Source organism: Bradyrhizobium sp. 613_E4_N2_2 (assembly GCF_052075995.1).
GTDB lineage: Bacteria > Pseudomonadota > Alphaproteobacteria > Rhizobiales > Xanthobacteraceae > Bradyrhizobium > Bradyrhizobium barranii.
Genome location: NZ_CP197234.1, coordinates 5,628,820 through 5,644,876, shown reverse-complemented (window position 1 = coordinate 5,644,876; position 16,057 = coordinate 5,628,820). Strand labels below are relative to the sequence as shown.

At 61.7% G+C, this 16,057-nt stretch carries 13 protein-coding genes; 12 read left to right on the top strand and 1 reads right to left on the bottom strand.

What is annotated here, in order from left to right; all coding sequences use genetic code 11:
* Nucleotides 1-207: 207 nt before the first annotated feature.
* From AB7290_RS27335 to AB7290_RS27290, 10 genes are all read left to right on the top strand, one after another.
* A complete protein-coding gene (locus tag AB7290_RS27335; protein ID WP_094184484.1) occupies nt 208-1,347 on the top strand; it encodes a metallophosphoesterase in 1,140 nt (379 codons plus the stop codon).
* Between the two features lie 485 nt (nt 1,348-1,832).
* Entirely contained in the window at nt 1,833-2,408 is a 576-nt protein-coding gene (locus AB7290_RS27330) for a cupin domain-containing protein (RefSeq protein WP_162137008.1), read from the top strand.
* A gap of 301 nt (nt 2,409-2,709) precedes the next feature.
* Nucleotides 2,710-3,726, top strand: coding sequence for an ABC transporter permease (locus AB7290_RS27325; protein ID WP_063984046.1), 1,017 nt, complete (start codon nt 2,710-2,712; stop codon nt 3,724-3,726).
* Between the two features lie 3 nt (nt 3,727-3,729).
* A complete protein-coding gene (locus AB7290_RS27320; RefSeq protein WP_085404910.1) occupies nt 3,730-4,581 on the top strand; it encodes an ABC transporter permease in 852 nt (283 codons plus the stop codon).
* Nucleotides 4,581-5,543 carry an ABC transporter ATP-binding protein gene (locus tag AB7290_RS27315; protein WP_085404909.1) on the top strand — a complete coding sequence of 321 codons (963 nt, stop codon included), beginning with the start codon at nt 4,581-4,583 and terminating at the stop codon, nt 5,541-5,543. The genes AB7290_RS27320 and AB7290_RS27315 overlap by 1 nt, the downstream gene beginning before the upstream one ends.
* On the top strand, nt 5,540-6,532 hold the full coding sequence (locus AB7290_RS27310; RefSeq protein WP_085404908.1) for an ABC transporter ATP-binding protein: 993 nt from the start codon (nt 5,540-5,542) through the stop codon (nt 6,530-6,532). The genes AB7290_RS27315 and AB7290_RS27310 overlap by 4 nt, the downstream gene beginning before the upstream one ends.
* Nucleotides 6,522-7,976: an amidase gene (locus AB7290_RS27305; protein WP_085404948.1), complete on the top strand. Its 1,455-nt coding sequence runs from the start codon at nt 6,522-6,524 to the stop codon at nt 7,974-7,976. Before AB7290_RS27310 ends, AB7290_RS27305 begins: the two co-directional genes overlap by 11 nt.
* Nucleotides 7,977-8,021: 45 nt before the next feature.
* Nucleotides 8,022-9,635, top strand: coding sequence for an ABC transporter substrate-binding protein (locus AB7290_RS27300; RefSeq protein WP_028159863.1), 1,614 nt, complete (start codon nt 8,022-8,024; stop codon nt 9,633-9,635).
* Between the two features lie 54 nt (nt 9,636-9,689).
* On the top strand, nt 9,690-10,877 hold the full coding sequence (locus AB7290_RS27295) for an amidase (RefSeq protein ID WP_085404907.1): 1,188 nt from the start codon (nt 9,690-9,692) through the stop codon (nt 10,875-10,877).
* Nucleotides 10,874-11,365 (top strand): GlcG/HbpS family heme-binding protein, encoded by a 492-nt coding sequence (locus tag AB7290_RS27290; protein ID WP_063629876.1) that lies wholly within the window; start codon nt 10,874-10,876, stop codon nt 11,363-11,365. The genes AB7290_RS27295 and AB7290_RS27290 overlap by 4 nt, the downstream gene beginning before the upstream one ends.
* A gap of 218 nt (nt 11,366-11,583) precedes the next feature.
* Here AB7290_RS27290 and AB7290_RS27285 read toward each other — a convergent pair whose 3' ends face one another.
* Nucleotides 11,584-12,540, bottom strand: a complete 957-nt coding sequence (locus tag AB7290_RS27285) for a LysR family transcriptional regulator (RefSeq protein ID WP_028152372.1) — start codon at nt 12,538-12,540, stop codon at nt 11,584-11,586.
* A gap of 135 nt (nt 12,541-12,675) precedes the next feature.
* Between AB7290_RS27285 and AB7290_RS27280 the strand changes: the two genes are divergently transcribed.
* The gene (locus AB7290_RS27280) at nt 12,676-14,142 is read left to right on the top strand and encodes an amidase (protein WP_085404906.1); all 1,467 of its coding nucleotides are present in this window, start codon (nt 12,676-12,678) and stop codon (nt 14,140-14,142) included.
* 263 nt (nt 14,143-14,405) lie between these two features.
* On the top strand, nt 14,406-15,905 hold the full coding sequence (locus tag AB7290_RS27275) for a CoA-acylating methylmalonate-semialdehyde dehydrogenase (protein WP_085404905.1): 1,500 nt from the start codon (nt 14,406-14,408) through the stop codon (nt 15,903-15,905).
* Nucleotides 15,906-16,057: the final 152 nt, after the last annotated feature.

Sequence of the window (16,057 nt, the reverse complement as noted above, 5' to 3'; positions counted from 1 at the left end):
AGCGGGGCACTCTGCTAAGGTGCCTCTGAAATCCGGAGTGCGGCTTGGCAAAATGGACCCCAGAGTGGGGATGCGCGACGAAGAAATTTCCGGAAAGACCATCGATGCTCGCCACAACCTTCGGAAACTGAAGAACCGGTTATGGGGCGCCGCTGTCGCGCTGGTTCTGTGTAAGAATGCCGCACCGATCAAATCCGGAGCAAACTCATTTCTCAATTCTTATTCGGCCTGGTCTATCTCCTTATCCTGACCCGCTTCATCTGGCCGCTGCAGTTGCCGCCCTCGATCAAGTTCGCAATGGCAGCGCTTGCATTGGTCGCATTGCAGTTTCACCGGTGGAGCAAGCTCTCGTCAGGCTCTGTGTTCTCTCCGGAATTCCCGCGACCGGTTGTCGCTATCTTCAACTGGGCTTTCGGCGCGCTCGTTCTGCTGGCGCTGCTTCAAGTGATGCTCGATGCCGGACTTCTATTAGGGTTGCTGATCCACGGCGGCCCCCTGAGTGCCCCCGACGTTGTCCGCTACGGGTTGGCCGGGTTAGCATCGATTGCGGCTGCGACCGGCGTCCATCAGGCAATGAGGATTCCGCCGCTGAAGGACGTCGAAGTCCGCGTCTCCGGACTTCCGCGGCAATTCGACGGTTACACCATTCTGCAACTCACTGATCTTCACATCAGCCGCCTCTTTCCAGCATCATGGGCGCGCGCTGTTGTCGAGCGATCAAACAAGCTCGGCGTGGACTTAATCGCCATCACGGGAGATCTGATCGATGGCACGCTCGAAGCGCGACGCGCCGACATCGAGCCGTTGCGGGACTTGAGGGCGCCCGACGGCGTCTACGTGATCTCCGGGAATCACGAATACATTTTCGGCTACAGCACATGGATGGCGCACTTCGCCGCGTTGGGACTGCTCTCGCTCGAGAACAGGCACATCGTTCTCGAGCGCAATGGCGGTAAGTTGGTCCTCGCTGGCATCACCGACCGGGCGTCGCGCCATAGAGGACATCCCGACCGCGATCTCGCTGCGGTCCTTGAAGGCGCTCCAGAAGGTGCTCCTCTCATTCTGCTCGACCACCAGCCAGGTGACGCACGAAACGCCGCGGCGCTTGGCGTGGCTCTGCAACTGTCCGGACATACGCACGGAGGACTGATTCTAGGGCTCGACAGGTTGGCCGCGCGCGCCAACGCGGGTTACGTCTCGGGTCAATACGACGTGGACGGGATGACGCTCTACGTGAATAACGGCACGGCCCTATGGCCAGGCTTTGCGTTACGGCTCGGTCGACCATCCGAATTGACGCGGATCACGCTCCGCCGGGTAAGGTGCAAGTCAGGCAATGCTGACTGATCTGCTCGTAGCCTGTGCCGCAGCTGGCTATCTTGGTTCGCTGGTTATGCGTTGATCGCTAGGCGGAGGCAGATGTCAGTCGGCGTATTGGCGTGTCGTCCGCTTCGGGTCAACGGGCGCTGTCCTAATCGCCGCCGGTCCCGTCTGATCTGCCGCGACAACCGGGCGATTTCAGAGCCCGTCCGGGCTTCGCGTTCGGGCCACAAGTCGACCCAGCAAGTTACCGCTCGCTCACCCGGACTGTTTAACTTGGCTCGCGGGCCCTTGTCTTGACGGGCAGTCCCTTGAGGCCAAGCGGTTGAAATTGGCGAGACCCAAGGTCGCCTGGACGGTAGAAGCCAACGGCTCTCGCTTGTCAGGTCGGGGGCGGGCCTCGCCCGTAGGCGGGCGAAGAGTTCGGTTTCGCCCAACTTCGCCCCAGCATGCTGGTAAATCATGTGATTATGATGCATACACTTCCCGTCCAACTGGCTGGAAAATGTTGCGTGAGCTCTGAAAACAACACCTTGAATATTGGTCCGCGTATCCGGCGTGCCCGCTTGTCCAAGGGGCTGCGAATGCGAGACCTGGCGCAGGTCGTCGGATGCGACGAGAGCATGATCTCCAAGATCGAGGCCGGGAAGGTCATGCCGTCGCTGCCGATGCTCGCTAAGATGGTCGACGCGCTCGACCGCGACATGGCCTCGTTCTTTGGCCTGCGGATCGACGACTACAAGCTGGTGCAGAAGCCCGAGGATCGGCTCAAGGTGCCTGTTGATGCGCTGCGCGGTGGCACGGGCGTCGTGTATGAGCGCCTGGTGCCGGTAGCCGCCGGAAATCTGCTCGAAGCCAATGTTCACGTGGTGGCCTCGGGAGGCGAGAAGATCGATCTGATTACCCATCAGGGCGAAGCCGTCGGCTATCTCGTGTCCGGAACCATCGAGCTCACCATCGACGACACCACCTATCTGATGACTTCAGGCGATTCCTTTTTCTTCAAGGCGTATCTGACCAACAGCTATCGCAACGTCGGGCCGGACGAAGCGCGGATCGTCTGGGTCAATACCCCCCAGGTTCACTGAGCCGAGCGATCAGGCTCACGGTGCATGAATTTCATGCATGTGGCGAAAACTGCAGCAGGGTGCTTCAAAGCCACTTCATTTCCTGCGCCCGCGCGAGCCTGCTTCACAGTAAAACGCGCTGATCCGCTGGCTCTCGCACCCAAAGGTTCCGAAAGACGAGCTGGCATAACGCTTGCTTAAACCCAGACATGACTGTGATGCATGCCAACTGCCCCTGGCTGTATCCGATGTCGATGGGGCCCGACCACGTTGATGCGCTCCGGCATGGCCGTCGCACCGGCGAATAACGGCAGGCGAACCGCTGATGGCTTTCGTTTGGAAACGTTTGCTGGGCACCATCCCGAGTCTGATCGGCGTCGTCGTCCTGACCTTTTTCATCTCCCACGCCCTGCCGGGTGACCCGGCGGCGTATTTCGCCGGCCCCGCCGCGAACGCCGCATCGATCGAGAACATCCGCGCCACGCTGGGCCTCGATCGCCCGCTTCCAGTGCAGTTCGTGCACTATGTCGGTGACCTCGCGCAGGGCAACCTCGGCCGTTCGCTCACCACGGGACAGCCGGTGTTGACCGATCTGCTCGAGCGGCTGCCTGCATCGCTGGAATTGTCGTCCTTTGCGCTTTTGTTCGCGATCAGCATCGCCATCCCGATGGGGGTGTGGGCCGCGACCCGCATCAACGGAAGCGTCGATCACGCCTGCCGTGCGCTGGTCACCGTGAGCGCCGCTTTCCCAACGTTCTTCGTCGGGCTGCTGTTCGTCTACATCTTCTATTTCCTGCTCGGCTGGGCGCCGCAGCCGCTCGGCCGTCTGAACGAGATCGCCTTCTCGCCGCCACCGCACGTCACCGGGGCCTACACCATCGACGCACTCATCGCGGGCGATTGGCCGGTGCTCCGCGCGTCGTTGTCTCAGCTGATCCTGCCCGCGATATCGCTCGGCCTGTTCGCGCTGGCGCCGATCGCGCGCATCACGCGCGCGGCCATGTTGGAGGCGCTCGGCAGCGACTTCATCCGTACTGCGCGCGCCAGCGGCTTGCCGGTGCGCAAGATCCTGATGACCTACGCATTCCGCAACGTGCTGCTGCCGGTCAGCAGCGTGCTCGGTATGGTGTTCTCCTTCCTGCTCGGGTCCAACGTCCTGATCGAACAGGTGTTCGGCTGGCAGGGTGTCGGCGCCTACGCGGTCTCGGCCGTCATCGCGTCCGATTACGCAGCGGTTCAGGGCTTCGTCTTGATGATGGCGGTGCTTTACGTGCTGCTTAATCTCGCCGTCGACATTTTCGCGACGCTGGTCGATCCCCGCGTCCGGTTCGAGGGCTGAGCGATGAGTATAGTCACGCTCGCCCGCAACACAGGTTATGCCTTTGGCGAAAACCGCCTGACGCTGATGGCCGTGATCATCCTGGTGCTGCTGGCGCTGTGCGCGATTTTCGGACCTTACATCGCGCCGTACGATCCTCTGGTCACCTCCGCCACCACCAAACTGGCGCGGCCCAGCACCCTGCATCCGTTCGGGACCGACGCGCTCGGACGCGACATCCTCAGCCGTGTCATCGTCGCGACACGCCTCGACCTCGGGATGGCAGTCTCGGCGGTGGCGCTGTCGTTCGTGCTTGGCCTGGCGCTCGGCTCGCTCGCCGGCTATTTCGGCGGCTGGACTGACCGCATCATCGGTCGCGCCATGGACACCATCATGGCGTTCCCGCTGTTTGTGCTCGCCATGGGCATCGTGGTGGCGCTCGGGAACAGCGTCGCCAACATCATCATCGCCACGATGATCATCAATCTGCCGTTCTATTGCCGCTTCGCGCGCGCCGAGGTGAACGTGCGGCGCGAGCTCGGCTATGTCGAGGCGGCGCGCATGGGCGGCAACGGCTCGCTGCGCGTCCTGCTCAACCATATCGTCCCGAACGTCCTGCCGCCGATGATGGTGCAGGCTTCGCTCAACATGGGATGGGCGATCCTCAATGCCGCCGGCCTGTCCTTCATCGGGCTCGGAGTCCGACCACCGACGCCGGAATGGGGCATCATGGTCTCGGAAGGCGCCAGCTACATCATTTCCGGCGAGTGGTGGGCCTTCATGTTCCCGGGCGCCGCTCTCGTGCTCGCGGTGTTCTCCTTCAACATGCTGGGCGACGGACTGCGCGATCTGCTCGATCCGAGGAAACGCGTGTAATGGCGCAGCTCGAGATCGACAATCTGTCAGTGGAGTTTCGCACCCGTCACGGCGTGGTGCGGGCGCTGGACGACGTGAGCTTGTCGGTCGGCCGCGGCGAGATCGTCGGCGTGGTCGGTGAAAGTGGATCCGGAAAGTCGGTCACGGCCTACACCGTCATGGGCCTCAACGATGAGGCGGCGCAGATCACCAAAGGCAACATCACGATGGGCGGCATCGATCTTCTGGCGGCACGCCCGGAAGCGATGCGCGAACTGCGCGGACGCGAGATGGCGATGATCTTCCAGAGCCCCCGCACAGCGCTCAATCCGATCCGTAAGGTCGGCAAGCAGATCGAGGACGTGCTGCAGGAGCATGCCGGGTTGCCGAGTCGTGATCTCAGGAAAGCGGCAATCGCAGCACTGGCGCGAGTCCGCATTCCCGATCCCGAACGCCGGGCGGAAGCCTATCCGTTCGAGCTCTCGGGCGGCATGTGCCAGCGCGTGATGATCGCCATGGCGCTGGCCTGCACACCGTCGGTCCTGATCGCGGACGAGCCCACGACGGGGCTCGATGTGACAACCCAGGCGGTGATCATGGACCTGATCAGGGACATGAGCCGCTCGACGCGGATGTCGACGTTGCTGATCACTCACGATCTCGGGCTCGCCGGCGAATATTGCGACCGGATCGCCGTCATGCATGCCGGGCATATCGTCGAGATCGCGTCGACCGAGGCGCTGCTGGATCATCCGGCCCACCCCTATACACGCCAGTTGCTCGCCGCCACGCCCGTTCCGGAATCGCGTCTCGACGACCTCAACTCCATTCCCGGCCATCTACCCGATCTGCGCGGCGCGTTGCCGCCGTGCCGCTTCAGCGGACGCTGCGAGCTGCGGCAACTAATCTGCGACGAGGCAGAGCTGCCCTGGACCGAATTGTCGCCCGCGCATGTCGTGCGCTGCCGGTTTCCCCTGTCATGACGCCGCTGCTCGAAGTCAGGTCGCTGTCCAAATTATACCCGATCAAGCGGGCCTCGCGCGGCGCCCGGCTCCACGCGGTCGACGATGTGGATCTGACGATCAGCGCCGGTGAAAGCGTCGGCTTGGTCGGCGAATCCGGCTGCGGCAAATCCACCATGGTTCGCCTGCTTGGCCGGCTGATCGATCCCACGGCGGGCCAGATCCTGCTCGGCGGTGAGGATCTCACCGCGATTGCGCAGGCGAAGTTCGCGTCCTCGGCAAGCCGGCGGCGTATTCAGGTGGTGTTCCAGGACGCGACCGAAAGCCTGAATCCATCGTTCCGCGCTTTCCAGGCGATCGCCGATCCCTTGAAACGGCTACTCGGCATGAATAACGGTGCCGAGTTGGACAGCCGCGTTCGCGCCACCGCCGCGCTGGTTGGACTGCCAGAAGAACTGCTGCAGCGTTACCCGCATCAATTGTCGGGCGGCCAGCGCGCACGGGTGGGCATCGCGCGCGCCGTTGCGGTCGAGCCGTCGTTGCTGATCCTCGACGAGCCGACCTCGGCGCTCGACGTGTCGGTGCAAGCCGTAATCCTGCGGTTGCTCGCCGACCTGCGCGCACGGCTGGCGATGAGCTACCTGTTCGTATCGCACGATCTCAACGTGGTGCGGCTTCTCTGTTCGCGCGTGGTCGTGATGTATCTCGGCAAGATCGTCGAGATCGCGCCGGCGGAGGCGCTGTTCACCGCGCCTCGTCATCCCTATGCGCAGGCGCTGGTCGCCGCGATCCCGGATCCGGCGCGGCGTGGCGAAGCGCGGCCTCGACTCGACGGCAGTCCGACCAGCCCGATCGATCCGGACCCCAACGTCTGCCGCTTTTACGGCCGCTGTCCCAAGGGGGCCGACATCTGCACCAAGGCCATGCCGCCGCTTCGCGCGGTCGGCCCGGACCATTTCGCCGCCTGCCACTTCGCTCTTTCACCCGATGGAGGAACCGATGAGCGCTGACAATCAGATCTGCCGCATGGACGCCGCGACCGTCGCGGCTAAGGTCAGGAACAAGGAGCTATCCGCCGCCGAGGTCACCGAAGCCGTTCTGCGCCGCATGGAGAAGCTCGAACCGCACATCCATGCCTTCTGCACACCGACGCCCGACGTGGCGCGCGCTGCGGCCGCGGCAGTCGACGCCAAGATCGCAGCCGGCAAGGATCCCGGCCTGCTGGCGGGTGTACCGATCGGAATCAAGGATCTCGTCGCCACCAAGGACATCCTGACGGTGATGGGTTCTCCGCTCTACCGGGACTTCGTGCCGGATGAGGACGACATCGTCGTCGAGCGGCTGAAGGACGCCGGCGCAGTCATCATCGGCAAGACCAACGTGCCGGAATTCGGCTACAGCGGCGTCGGCCACAACCCGGTTTTTCCCGCGACGCGTAATCCCTGGAATCTCGACATGACATCCGGCGGATCGAGCGCTGGCTCCGGAGCTTCGGTCGCGGCCGGCGTCGCACCTTTCGCAATCGGCTCCGATGGCGGCGGATCGATCCGCATTCCGTCCGCGCTTTGCGGGCTCTACGGAATCAAAGCCTCGATGGGGCGGGTGCCGCTCTACCCGGGTTGCCGGGATGAACGCTATCCCGGCGTCTCGAGCTGGGAATCGCTCGAGCACGTCGGCCCGATGAGCCGCACCGTGACCGACTCGGCGCTGATGCTGAAGGTGATCACCGGACCCGATCCGCGCGATCGCTATTCCATCCCGGCTGCCGACTTCGACTATGTCGGCGCCGTGAAGGAGAGCATCAAGGGCCTTCGCATTGCCTATAGCGAAGATTGGGGCTATGCGCCGGTCGATCCGGAAGTCCGTCGCGTCGTGTCTGAAGCGGTGCGCGTGTTCGAGACCGATCTTGGCTGCACGATCGAGCGCGCTCATCCGGGATGGGAAGATCCGTTCCCTCATTTCTGGACCATCGTCGCCGGCGACACCGACCTCACCGGTATGCGCCGCATGATGAAGGGGCATGAAAAGGAAATGTCGCCGCACCTGGTCGGGCTGTTGCAGCGGCAATGGACCGCGGAAGAATTCACTGACGCCAAGATGATCCGGCAGATGGTCTGCAACCGCATGTGGCGGTTCATGGCCAACTACGACCTCCTGATCACGCCAACGCTCGCGGTGCCGGCATTCCCGCTCTACATGCAGGGGCCCGAGATCATCGAAGAGAAGATGGTCTCTACCGGCGATTGGCTCTGCTTCACCTTCATCTGCAATTTGACCGGCCAGCCAGCAGCGACCATTCCCGCCGGCTTCACCAAAACCGGTTTGCCTGTCGGCATGCAAATCATTGGTCGCCATCTGGCGGATCGTACCGTGCTCGCCGCCTCCGGCGCCTTCGAACAAGCGCGTCCGTGGGCTCACAAATGGCCGACACTGCTGGGCGATCTCGGCCTCTGACGCTGCCTCGACTTTTTCAACCGAAATCCAGAAAGGACGCACGATATGAAGTTCGATCGTAGTCTCGCTACAGCGGCGCTGCTCACAGCGTCCGTTGTCTGGCCCGGCGCTTCCGCACGCGCGGCCGAAATTGCCAAGGACACGATGGTGATCGTGTCCGAAATGGGCCCCAACGGTCTCGACACGATGGTGCCGACCGCCAACGATCACAGCCGCATGGTGGTGTGGCAGGCCTACGACCGGCTCGTCAGCCACGGCGAGAAAAAGCTGGCCGACGGCACGGTATCCTACGACGCCAAGGTCATGACGCCAGAGCTGGCCGAGAGCTGGGAAGCCAGCGAGGACGGCAAGACCTACATTTTCCATCTGCGCAAGGACGCGACGTTCCACGATGGCAGCCCGGTCACCGCCAAGGACGTCAAATGGTCGTTCGATCGCGCCATCGCCGCCGGCGGCTTTCCGGCGGTGCAAATGGCGGCGGGATCCCTGGTCAAGCCCGAACAGTTCACGGTGGTCGACGATCACACCTTCAAGGCGACGTTCGATCAGTTCAACAAGCTGACGATGCCTGACCTCGTCGTGCCGGTGCCCGTCATCGTCAATTCCGAGCTGGCCAAGAAGCACGCGACAGCGCAAGACCCGTGGGCGTTCGAGTGGGTGTCACGCAACGATTGCGGCGGCGGTGCCTACAAGGTGGAGTCCTGGTCGCCCGGCCAGCAGACTGTTTTTACCCGCTTCGACGCCTGGAAGTCCGGCCCGCTGCCCCAACTCAAGCGCGTCGTCTATCGGCAGATCGCCTCGGCCGGTACGCGTCGCGCGCTGCTGGAGAAGGGCGACGTCGATATGTCGGTCGGCCTTCCGCCGAAGGACTATGCCGAACTGGCAGAGCAGGGGAAGGTGACGATCATCGGCGTGCCGGTGCAGAACGACCTCGTGTTCGTCGATATGAATGTGAAGATCGCACCGTTCGACAATCCCAAGGTGCGCGAAGCGATCTCCTACGCCATCCCCTACAAGGAGATCGTCAGCTCCGCGCTCTATAACCGCGCCAAGCCGATGTTCGGTGGTGACCCTGACAAACCCTATCCCGACGCGACGTGGCCCGTTCCGATCAAGCATGGCCAGGATCTTGCGAAGGCCAAGCAGCTGTTGACCGAGGCCGGGTTCCCCAACGGCTTCAAGACCACGCTGTCGATCGATCTCAGCGAATCCACCGTGCGCGAGCCGACTGCCATCTTGATCCAGGAGGCGCTCAAGACGATCGGCGTCGAACTCACGATCGAGAAGGTCCCGGGCTCGAACTGGTTTGCCCAGATGGCCAGCAAGACGATGCCGATGGTCATCGCCGAATTCTATGGCTGGCTCGATTACCCCGACTATTTCTTCTTCTGGACCTTCCACGGCGGCAACAACTCCGTGTTCAACACTGCCAACTACGTCAATCCCGACCTCGACAAGGTGATTGACCAGGCGCGCTTCACCCGCGATCCCGAGATCTACAAGACAAGCCTGAACAAGATGGTCGACATCGTCATGACCGACTTGCCTCGCATCCCGCTCTACACGCGGTTTGCCGACTATGCGGTGCAGAAGAACGTCAAGGGTTTTGAGTACTGGTTTCACACGCATCCGGATTTCCGCAAACTCTACAAGGAATGAGAGGACGGCAAGCGCGCTCGAACGGGGGCGCTTGCCATTCCTCGGGGAAACACCGTGCAAGACACGCTCGGCGCTTTCGTTCCAGGCCCCATCATCCAACGGGCGCCGCACGGCTCAGGGCCACTTTCGGGCTTGAGCTTCGCGGTCAAGGACCTGTTCGATGTTGCAGGCGGCGTGACCGGCTGCGGCAATCCGGACTGGGCTGCCACCCACGAGATCGCAAAGGCCGACGCCTGGGCCGTCGACGCTCTGCTGGGCGCCGGCGCCTCGCTGACGGGCAAGACCATCACCGACGAGATCTCGCTCGGGCTGCTTGGCATCAACAAGTTTTACGGCACGCCGCTGAACCCGCGCGCGCCGGACCGTGTACCGGGCGGCTCGTCGAGCGGCTCCGCGTCCGCTGTTGCCGGCGGCCTGGCTGATTTTGCCTTGGGTACCGACTCCGCCGGCTCAGTGCGCATCCCCGCGAGTTTCTGCGGAATTTACGGCCTGCGTCCGACTCATGGTCGTATCTCCATCGCCGGCATGATGCCCCAGGCACCATCATTCGATACCGTTGGCTATTTCACTCGCGATGCCCTGACTTTCGGCCGGGTCGGCGCGGTGCTACTCGGAGAGCAGGCGCCCGATGTCTTGCCCAGCGAGATCGTCGTTGCGGCCGACTGTTTTGCCATCGCCGACGAGCCGGTAAGGCGCGCCTTGCAACCGGTTGTTGATCGGATGCGCGATGCAGTGGCGATCACCGCGTCGCCATTGGCCGAAGGCGCGCTCCTCGACTGGGCGCGCCACCAGCGCATCCTGCAGAAGTGTGAATTCCACACCACGTTTCGGGATTGGATCGATCGCGTGAACCCGCGCTTCTCGTCGGAGGTAGCCGGCGCGTTTGCCGACGAAGGCCGCATTGAATCGAGTGACCTCTCGGCCGCCAAGGCTTTCCGCGAGTGCGCATCGAAGCGGCTCAACGATTTGCTCGAGGGGCGCCGCATGCTGTGCCTGCCGACCTCGCCCATTCTGCCGATAGGCCGCGACGCGCGCCTGTCGGACATTCGCGCGGCGGTACAGCGGATTGTCGACCTGACCGGTATCGCGGGCCTGACGGGCCTTCCACAGGTCAGCCTGCCCGTCGCTACATCCGGCTCTATTCCGGTCGGGCTGTCCCTCATTGGCTGGCGCGGCGGCGATGCGGCATTGGTCGCAGCAGCGCGCACCCTGGCGCGGGAATTCTCGATTGGACTGGCATGACCGACATCAAGGAAGCACGGACGCTGACCCTCGAAGGCGCGCTTAAGGTGCTCAACGCGGCAATCGGCGAGGCGACCCGCATTGGACAGCCGATGTGCATCGCAGTGGTCGATACCGGCGGCAATCTGCTGGCGTTCGGGCGCATGGACGGCTCGAAGGGACTTAGCGTGACCTCGTCCATCAACAAGGCACGGACGTCGGCACTGTCTGGCTCGCCGACCGGCGGCGCTCACGCGGACGTGGAAATCCAGGTCACTCTCGCGCATGAAAATCGCTGGACCAATCTGATCGGTGGTCTCCCGATCCGCGTCGATGGGTTCATCCTTGGCGCAGTGGCGGCGGGCTCCGGATCAGGCACACAGGATCTCGCTGTCGCCCGGGCCGGTGCGGCCGCGATCCTGGGAGCAGACATGTGCGTCGATTTCACGCCGATGGGCGCGGAAGACACCGGGATCATCAGGGGGGCGACGCTTCAGCCGAGGATTTGAAGCCAGCGGTCGGTCTGCGCACGACGACATAGGCCAAGGGGCGGAAGAGAGCCAAAAGTGATTGCTAGGCTCGGTGGAGCAATGTCCGCACTGGGTCAAGAGCGGGCCGGGATGGATCGCTAAACTTGCCCCTTGGTTGAGGGGCGTGAGTGAGGTGTGCTCCCGCTCGCATCGGGTAGTTGTCGGTCTGTAACCAAGTGCGCCAAAAGGGACGTTGGCTAAACGTCGAAAAGCGTTTCTTCATTCTTCAAAGTTGCGATAGCGAATCCGTGCGGGCCGAGATCTCGAAAGAACTCACGGATAACGTCGATGAGGACTCGCACGTATTCGGGCTTATTCGATCCGTAAACGTCGGCGATGACGAGCGTGGGTGCGGGCAGATCGTCAGTTATCGGCAGCCGGATAAGCTCAGTGCCGTCCGGGGAAGCGTGGCCCAGTGGGGGCATGTTGAGCACAGAAACTCCAAACCCGCACGCAACAGAGGTCCTGATAGTCTCGTAGTTGCGCGTGCGGAAGCCGATCGTTGGTTGAGTTGCCAGCACATCGAACAATGTAAGGAGATACAGCGCGGTCTGTGGCAAATCCAACAGAACCAAAGGCCGAGTTGCCAATTCTGCGATAGATACGGCCGGCTGACGCGCGAGTTGGTCGGATCGCGAAATTAGCGCATGCGCAGGTACTTTACAGACGCGTGTTGTGTTCTCTTTGAAGTGCGGTCCGATATCATAAGTTACGACCAGGTCGACCGCTCCGTTTGCGAACCATTCTCGCAACTGCAACTGGTCTCCCTCGAGCACAGAAATCTCAACCGGCCCAACGCGCTCGATGTAGCGCTTCAGTGTGTCGGGAATGAAAAGTGCGCCGAAAGGATTGAAGCAGCCAATGCGGATTGCCGGCGTGCTCAGTCCTCCCAAGCGAGCTATCGTCCTTTTGAATTCTGCATCGGCGGTCAGCATCGAGCGGGCTGCGCAGATAAAGCGTTCTCCCGCCGGGGTTACTCTGACCCCGCGTGAGGGACGCCTCTCAAAGATTCGAGCGCCCATTTCGGTTTCAGCAAGTTCAATCGCCGCAAGGATCGACGATTGCGAGATCCGCAAACTCACCGATGCTGCGTGCATGCTGCCAAGCCTGGCGACTTCGCTTACGTATCGAATTTGCCGAATCGTAAGATCCACAAGGCGTTCCCTACAGTTGATCGATGGTCTTTCTACAAATTATGCATTTTATGACCAGCTCGTAAATTCCTAATGCTCGCCGGACGGAGCCGAGTTTGACCGCTCCTGACTGTGAGAGAGGGAAAAGCAGTGTCTATGGACGTCTTCAGTCCGCCTGATGGGACCGACATATGTGGGCTGAATGCAGCCCAGGTGCTTTCCGCCTATAGGAAGGGGACATTGTCACCGATTGAGGTGACCGAAGCCGCTTTGGAGAGAGCTGAGGCAGTCAACGGGGAGCTGAACGCGTTCACGTTTATCGACCGGGATCGGGCTAGGAATGAGGCGCGTCGGTCCGAAGCTCGCTGGAGGTCCGGCGCACCCTTGTCAGACCTCGATGGCATCCCGACAACGATTAAGGACATCGTCTGGGTCGAGGGGTGGTCGGTTCGGTGCGGCAGCCGCACGACGACAGCTTCGCCGTGTGAAAGGGATGCGCCGTCGGTCGAGAGGCTGCGCCGCTCAGGCGCGATCTTCATCGGGCAGACAACAACGCCGGAATTCGGCTGGAAGGCGGTTACCGACTCTCCTCTCTTTGGCGTGACGCGCAACGCCTGGGATCCTTCGATGACGGCAGGAGGATCCTCCGGAGGAGCAGCGGTAGCCGCAGCTGTCGGAGCGGGCAGCCTTCATTTGGGTAGCGATGGCGGTGGCTCGATACGCATTCCGGCGTCGTTCAACGGTATAGTCGGACATAAGCCGTCATTCGGACGTGTGCCCGCTCATCCTCCCAGCGCTTTTGGAACAGTGGCGCACATCGGTCCGATGGCACGAAGCGTTGGCGATGCTGAAGCCATGCTTGAGGCGATGTCTGGGCGCGACTTGCGCGACTGGGCGCAGGGCGCAGGCAAATTACCAAGATTGGGGAAGCGGCAGGCGGACTTTACGGGGATGCGGATCGGATACTGGTCAACTCCCCCTGTAGGACACGTCGACAGGGAAGTCGAATTGAGTGTGGCGGCTGCGGTTCGGCGAATGGAGGAGTGGGGAGCGATCGTCGAGCCGGTCGAATTGCCTTCCATTGATCTTCTTGAGCTGTTCCATATCCACTGGTTTTCGGGGGCCGCCAATCGGCTCGTCTCAGCGGGCGAAGTTGCCTCCGAAGTATACGATGCCGGCTTCCTGTTGGCCGCGGCGAAAGGCCGGGAGTACAGCGCTGCTACCCTGGTGGCTGCCCAAGTGCTTCGCGCCGAATTCGGCACCTTCATGGACGAGTTGCTCGAGAGTTACAATGTGTTGGTCTCTCCAGCCGCCGCCATTCCTCCGTTCGCAGCCGGGCGAGATGTGCCAGAAGGTAGTGGCCTTAGCCATTGGACCGAGTGGGCATCCTTCAGCTTTCCCATCAATCTGAGCCAGCAGCCTGCGTGCGTAGTTCCTTGCGGAATGACGGCTTCTGGAGCTCCAATTGGACTGCAATTTGTTGGCGCACGAGGAAATGACTCAGGCGTACTCGCCACGGCGCGGGCTTACGAACTGGTGTCACCCGAGCACTTCAGGATGGTCGATCTGACTAAGCGATCACGAAAGAGGATGGACGGCGTCGGAGCGACGCGCAGCGAATAGCGACCGGATTATCTTGGTTGAACGAGAACGTACTGACGTTCATCAGGGGGCGCTCGGATGTGCGACCATCTATTGTTCTTGGCAAAGTCGGAAGTCTCGCTTGAATCGATCGAGCGACCGGGGCCAAACGATGAGCGTGACTTGCGACGTCGCTGATACAGTTCTTGGCTCATGGTTTTCGTTGCTCGCTGAGGTCGACGGAAGCTCTCGGAGTGTTCTTCGGCAGGCCGAACAATCTGATGTAACGGTAGGGAGAAGTGGGTATGGCGAAATACATTGGCCATTACATCGATGGGCGGCGGTGCATAGGTCAGGGGCGACGGACCTCAACGGTCTTCAATCCGGCGACAGGCGAGCACTCGGGATTGGTACCTCTTGCATCCGGCTCGGACGTTCATCGCGCGGTTGCGAGCGCGGCTGCGGCTTTCGCGATCTGGTCGGAGATTACTCCCCTGCGGCGAGCACGAATTCTCAATAAGTTCTTGCGGCTTCTGGAGGAAAGGGCAGAACGCCTGGCAGCTCTGATTAGCGCGGAGCATGGCAAGGTGCTCGCTGATGCGATGGGCGAAGTGCAAAGAGGCATTGAAGTTGTTGAGTTCGCGACCGGTGCCCCGCAGCTTCTGAAAGGGGAGTTTACCGAAAGCGTCGGAACACGGGTTGACAGTCATTCGGTCCGACAGCCGATTGGGGTCGTTGCAGGGATTACGCCGTTCAACTTCCCCGCGATGGTCCCCATGTGGATGTTTCCAGTCGCTCTTGCCTGCGGTAACTGCTTCATATTGAAGCCTTCGGAGCGCGTTCCTTCTGCCGCGATCCTGCTCGCCGAGTGGCTAACCGAGGCCGGCCTTCCGCCAGGAGTATTCAATGTCGTTCAGGGCGATAAACAAGCGGTCGATGCACTCTTAGTACACCCGGATGTTGCGGCAGTGAGTTTCGTCGGGTCGACGCCGATCGCTCGATACGTCTACGAGACCGCAGCCCGCTTCGGAAAGCGCTGTCAAGCGCTAGGTGGTGCAAAGAACCATATGATCGTCATGCCCGATGCGGATTTGGATCAGGTTGCAGATACCTTGATGGGAGCGGCCTATGGAGCGGCAGGCGAGCGTTGCATGGCGGTCTCCGTGGTGGTGCCAATCGGCGAACATACGGCTAACGAATTGATCGCGCGGATGGCCCCCAGGGTGCGTGCGCTCAGGATCGGACCGGCGACCGATCCTGACGCTGAGATTGGGCCATTGATAACAAAACAGCATCTAGAGAGGGTCTGCGCTTACATCCAATCGGGCGTGACCCAGGGCGCAAACCTGCTGATCGACGGTCGTGGTTTCAAGATGCAGGGTCACGAAGGGGGGTATTTTATTGGGGGCTCTCTCTTCGACCAAGTTGAGCCGAACATGACGATCTACAGAGAAGAGATCTTCGGACCAGTGCTTTGCGTCGTGCGTGCGGAAAGCTTCGAAGCTGCCGCCAGCCTGATCAATCGAAGCGAATTTGGCAACGGTACTGCGATCTTTACCCGTGATGGGAAAGCAGCGCGTGAATTCGCGCATCGGATACGCGTCGGCATGGTGGGGGTCAATGTTGCTATCCCCGTTCCCATGGCTTTCCATTCCTTTGGAGGATGGAAGGCCTCTCTGTTCGGTGGTCATCATATCCACGGTCCAGAGGGAGTGCGCTTCTACACGCAATTGAAGACGATTACGACACGATGGCCCACAGACATTCGCGCGGACGTCAATTTTGCCATGCCGACCTTCCATTAGTGAGGCCGAGCGCCGGCAGTGCGTGTCGGTAGCGACCGGTGTACTTTCTCCTCGTCACGACGTTCTCTCAGAAAAGGCCCCGCTGACGGCGCCACCCCACGAGGCGCGCAGCAATTCGGTGTCATCATCGCCAATGACGCCACATAGTGGTT